At 62.6% G+C, this 3,537-nt stretch carries 5 protein-coding genes and 2 pseudogenes; 5 read left to right on the top strand and 2 right to left on the bottom strand.

All coding sequences use genetic code 11. The features are described 5' to 3' along the window. Nucleotides 1-51: 51 nt before the first annotated feature. A pseudogene (locus AC1D34_RS35290) lies at nt 52-748 on the bottom strand (IS6 family transposase). A gap of 394 nt (nt 749-1,142) precedes the next feature. Between AC1D34_RS35290 and AC1D34_RS35295 the strand changes: the two are divergent. Together AC1D34_RS35295 and AC1D34_RS35300 are read left to right on the top strand one after the other, a co-directional pair. Then, nucleotides 1,143-1,235, top strand: a pseudogene (locus AC1D34_RS35295) (SDR family oxidoreductase); the annotation flags it as partial. Nucleotides 1,236-1,363: 128 nt separating this feature from the next. Continuing rightward, nucleotides 1,364-1,588, top strand: coding sequence for a hypothetical protein (locus AC1D34_RS35300; RefSeq protein ID WP_476826752.1), 225 nt, complete (start codon nt 1,364-1,366; stop codon nt 1,586-1,588). A 59-nt stretch (nt 1,589-1,647) separates the two neighbouring features. Here the strand turns inward: AC1D34_RS35300 and AC1D34_RS35305 are convergent, their stop codons facing one another. Continuing rightward, a complete protein-coding gene (locus tag AC1D34_RS35305; RefSeq protein ID WP_476826753.1) occupies nt 1,648-1,869 on the bottom strand; it encodes a hypothetical protein in 222 nt (73 codons plus the stop codon). 646 nt (nt 1,870-2,515) lie between these two features. Between AC1D34_RS35305 and AC1D34_RS35310 the strand changes: the two genes are divergently transcribed. The 3 genes from AC1D34_RS35310 (at nt 2,516) to AC1D34_RS35320 (ending at nt 3,368) form a co-directional block, all read left to right on the top strand. Further along, nucleotides 2,516-2,683 (top strand): hypothetical protein, encoded by a 168-nt coding sequence (locus AC1D34_RS35310; RefSeq protein WP_476826754.1) that lies wholly within the window; start codon nt 2,516-2,518, stop codon nt 2,681-2,683. A gap of 67 nt (nt 2,684-2,750) precedes the next feature. Further along, nucleotides 2,751-2,963, top strand: a complete 213-nt coding sequence (locus AC1D34_RS35315; RefSeq protein WP_476826755.1) for a hypothetical protein — start codon at nt 2,751-2,753, stop codon at nt 2,961-2,963. A 171-nt stretch (nt 2,964-3,134) separates the two neighbouring features. After that, nucleotides 3,135-3,368, top strand: coding sequence for a hypothetical protein (locus AC1D34_RS35320; protein ID WP_476826756.1), 234 nt, complete (start codon nt 3,135-3,137; stop codon nt 3,366-3,368). Nucleotides 3,369-3,537 lie beyond the last annotated feature (169 nt).

Raw genomic sequence — 3,537 nt, forward strand, 5'->3', positions numbered from 1 at the left:
CGGGAAACTCGACGAGCCGGATTTCGCTCTGTGCTCTGTGCAATGCTGTACTTACGCGGCGGTGGTCGCGTTTTGCCACTGCTGCGCGGCCGCGGCTCGGAAGAGGCGCAGCGTCGGTCGGGAGATCAGATGGCGCTCGAGGTTGAAGATATTATGGACGACAGCATGAACGGAGAGAAATCGCTGCGCCGACATTGGCGACTTGAAGCGCTGCATCTTGCGCTCACGTCGTCGGATTAGCTGGTGTGAGTTCTCCGCCCGATTGTTTCGGCGCAGGCCTTGCTCATGGCGCGCCGAGAGCCCCCGGTCTCGCCGTGCCGCCTCGTAGGAGCGCAATTTGTCCGTCACCAGCACTTTGGGAGTAAAACCATGTATTTTGAACAGTTTGCGCATCAGCCGTAGGGCGGCACCCTTGTCCCGTCTCGATTGCACCAGCATGTCGAGGATCTCGCCCTCGCTGTCRACGGCTCGCCATAGATACAGGCGACCGGCCCTGGACGCGGATCACCATCTCGTCCAAGTGCCAGGTGTTTGCCGGTTGGGGCCGCAGCCGGCGCAGGTTGCGGGCATAACTGCATCCAAATTTGAGTACCCATCGCCGGATCGTCTCGTACGAGATGTCGAGGCCGCGCTCCGCCAGCAGCTCCTCGACATCGCGATAGCTCAAGATGAACCGCAGATAGAGTCACACGGCGTGCCGGATAATCTCGGGCGGGAACTGATGACGGGCGTAGGAAATCGGCTGCATCCCCCTACCCTACCGTGGCGGGCTCAGATCGCACCCTTCCCGTGACAATGCCCCTTTTTTGTATTGGGCCGTGCCGGGCTGCTGCCAGACGCTTCTTACGGAAGGCAGGAACGTGTGTTCTTGACCAGGCTACTTACTGGGATCAGCATAGGGCGTGGCACAGCATCCGCCACGACCCGCTTCGACGGCAGGAGCCGCAGTAGCGGAGAGCCTGGTACTTCTCCATCTCCGAACCTCCCGGTACGCGATCCTTGCCGGGCGACTAAGACCCCGTAGCGCCCGTCCCAATCGGGGCGTCTACGGGGCCTTTTTCCCACGCTGATGTGCAATTAATTTCACTTGATCCGGACGAATGATGGGCGCGGCGTTGCCTCGATGCCGGCGCCTAAGTCTCATCGGCGGGCTCGACCACGTCGTCTACACTGCGGCAGACATCGAGGGCGCTTACGAACTCATGCCCGAACTCGACCTGAAGGCCGTCCAGAGAGCGTAGGCTGATGGTTGCCCTTACCGTTGATCTGCTGAAGCAACTCGCCTGTGCGGCGGATCGCGCGGGCTCGGATGCGAGATGACGACCACGCCGCGGACAGATAGCGCGCAATCCAAAAGTGGGAAATGATCAACGTCCTATCGGAGGAGGCGACCGAGGAAGAGTTGATCGCTGAGGCCGATAATATTGAAAAGGCGACCCAGCTTGCGATGGATGCCGCCCAACGAAGCCCCATCCCAATCGAAGCGCGGGTTGCTCAGCTTGAGCGTTGGGTTGCGACTTTGATGATTGCGCGCTCCCAAGACCTTCGGAAGCTGGCAGCCTCGGCTGGAGACAAAGGAAACGGATAACGCGCGGGGAGACAGCGCTGCCTTACGCTTCGTAGAGCTTGTGCAGACGGGTGGCGTTGTCAGACATCCCTGCCCTCACGCTTCTCCCTGTTGCGCTGCCTGGACTTGGCGATGTTCAGTTCCTCCCTGACGCGGGACAGCGCCCTGGTCAAAGGCGAGCGTGCCTCAGTCGGGCCGAGCGCACCGAACATCAGGGCAAGCCCCTTGACCTCGCCTTCGCTGAAATGGACGATCACCTCGAGCGGGGCCTGCGCTCTTAGGCGCGTGAACGTGTCAGACATGGCGGCACGCTCCTTGCGATGTTCCGGTGTCGTTCGCGGGCTGTTCTTCCGTTCTTGCGAGATCCTGCCAGTTACGGACACGGCTGTTCCTATCTGTTCGGGTCTGTCCCATTCGGAACCGCTCCCGCGCCTCCTGGGCCGGGTCTTTATCGAGAACGATCGGGGGGCAGCCGCGAGCGCCGGGACCGTCGAGGTACTGGTCGGGCACGGTCTGGAAGCCGGTGTCCTTCACCTGGGTCAGGATACAGACGAGAGGGCGACGCTGATCTCCGGTCTATCGTGCGGACCCAGCTCTCACCGTCTTCGAGGAAAACCACGGGCGGAAGAGCGAGCACAACGGGCCGCACGTCACGTCGCAGCGCCATGGGGCGGGCATCACGGCGTCACGACGACGTGGGCAGGCATCGAGACGGGGCACACGGCGCAACGGCTCGCGAGCATCGCGGACGGCATTTCGTCGCGCCGCCACCTTGACCGCATGGCCGCGAGCATCGGCAGGCAGCGCATCCCAGCATCATCAATCGCTATGGGCAGGCATCGCGCAGCCGCGCCACGAATGGCGGCGATACGCAAGGGCATGGCTGAATGCAACAAGCCCTACATGCCGACGAATGTTAAGGCGCGGGGAGCCCCAAGGAGCAAGACCGTGGAGTTCCTCGTCATCTGTTGGTCCCTCGCAGTGCTCGTCTGGCTTGCGCTGATCCTCGTCGTCTCGTTCCACGACCTGCGGGCTGAAAAACTTGAGAAGGCGGTTGGTGTAAAGGTTAAATCCGACCCCGCCGAGAAGGACCGCGTCCGCCGCCAGCTGCGCTGACCCTGCGTGCCCATGCGCCGCGTGCCGTGGAGCGCCATCCCTGTGCCCTTACCATGGAGCAAGCACGATGAAATCGGCTACCGCACTTCTGGCCATCACCCTCGCAGTCTCCGCGACATCAGCCTCACGCGCCGCGACCCGTGACGACGCCACGCAAATTGTCATGCCGCGCAGCATCGTGACGGAGCGGACCTTGGCGGGCTATAGGAACGGCGACCCGGTCAGGTTCTCCGGACAGATCAAGGCCAAGCTTTTTCGGCTGCACCCTCTTTTCCGCTGAGCGGATCGCCAACGCCGGGGCATCATCACATAGACGCGACCGCGCAACAGTCCTGCTGGTGCCGTTGAGGGCAGGCCCCGCCTGTTGAGGCTTTCCAGCCCTGCCGCCCGCGCATCCTGACCAGGTGCGGAGCAAAAAAGCTCCAATTCCGGCCTTCACCAAAGAGCAAGCATGGTGAAACGCCTATTCGCCACCGTCGCCTTCGCGCGGCTCGCCAGCAACGCCTTTTCGGGCGAGTTCAGCGCCGCCGACATCGCGCGGTTGCCGCAGGACAAGGTCGCGGCGATCAAGACCCGCTGCGCTCAGAAATGGGACAGCAATTTCGTGATGCGGGAATTTTGCGAGGATAACCAGTACGAGGCCCTCCGCAACCTGATCGCGCGTGGCAGCATCCGCGTCGACTGAACCTAAGCGCCACTTCATCGCTGGAGCAAGCACGATGAAACTGATCCCATCCCTGCTGGCGACGGCCCTCGCAGCGAGCGCGGTGTCGCCTGCCGCCGCGAACGACCAGTGGGCCGCGCGCGGCATCGCGCTTGTCACGGCCTATCATGACAAGTGCACATCACTGCCC

This window comes from Allobosea sp. P1_A7 (assembly GCF_056406775.1).